The 661-nt window shown below is 43.7% G+C and carries 2 protein-coding genes; both read right to left on the bottom strand.

The features are described from left to right. On the bottom strand, window positions 1-217 hold a 217-nt coding region (locus ACTHUR_RS14865), incomplete at its 3' end, for a methylenetetrahydrofolate reductase (RefSeq protein ID WP_440399362.1). Window positions 218-388: 171 nt separating this feature from the next. Then, window positions 389-586 (bottom strand): Fe-S cluster assembly protein IscX, encoded by a 198-nt coding sequence (gene iscX, locus ACTHUR_RS14870; protein ID WP_070461311.1) that lies wholly within the window; start codon window positions 584-586, stop codon window positions 389-391. Window positions 587-661: the final 75 nt, after the last annotated feature.

A 661-nucleotide genomic window follows, 5' to 3' on the forward strand; every position in this document is an offset into this window, starting at 1 on the left:
TAACGATACTGTGTGTGCGGTCGCGTTCGCCGGAGTTTGCACCGTAAGTTACGGAAACGAATTTCGGATGCAAGGTTTGCAGGCGATGGATGGAATCCCATAGCATGGTTTCCATTTGTTCGTTTTTCGGCGGGAAAAATTCGAACGAAACATTGATGTCGCCTTTCAAATCAGAAAGGCTGTTGTTTAAAGCGGCGATTTCTCGAGCGTGATTCATGGTTATGCACCTTCTGCATATCTTTTATTTGTTGTCAGACTGCATAATAAATTTGAGGTCAGTATGAGTCAATTTCGAAATTTTCCAAAATTGTATGAATAGATTTAATAAAGACCTCAGGCCGTCTGAAAAATAGCCTGAGGTCTTGTTTGATAGGGAAGGGAAGAAAGCTTATTCTGCTTCATCTATCCATGCTTGTTGCACGGCTTCGAGAATGCGCTCGCCGCAACGCGCCGGATCATCGTCAAATCCAGGCAAAGCCATAATCAGATCACGCAGTTGGGTAAAGCGTACGGTTTTCGGGTCGATGCTGTCACCGTGTAAGTCGTAGAGTTCTTCGGCGATGCGTTGGGTATCTGTCCATTTCATGATGTGTTCCTTTATTGGGTTTGGGCTAATAGTAATTATTTTAATCAAGAAGAAGTCGGACTGCCAGAATGTTTT

Source organism: Neisseria sp. P0021.S007, from assembly GCF_051956855.1.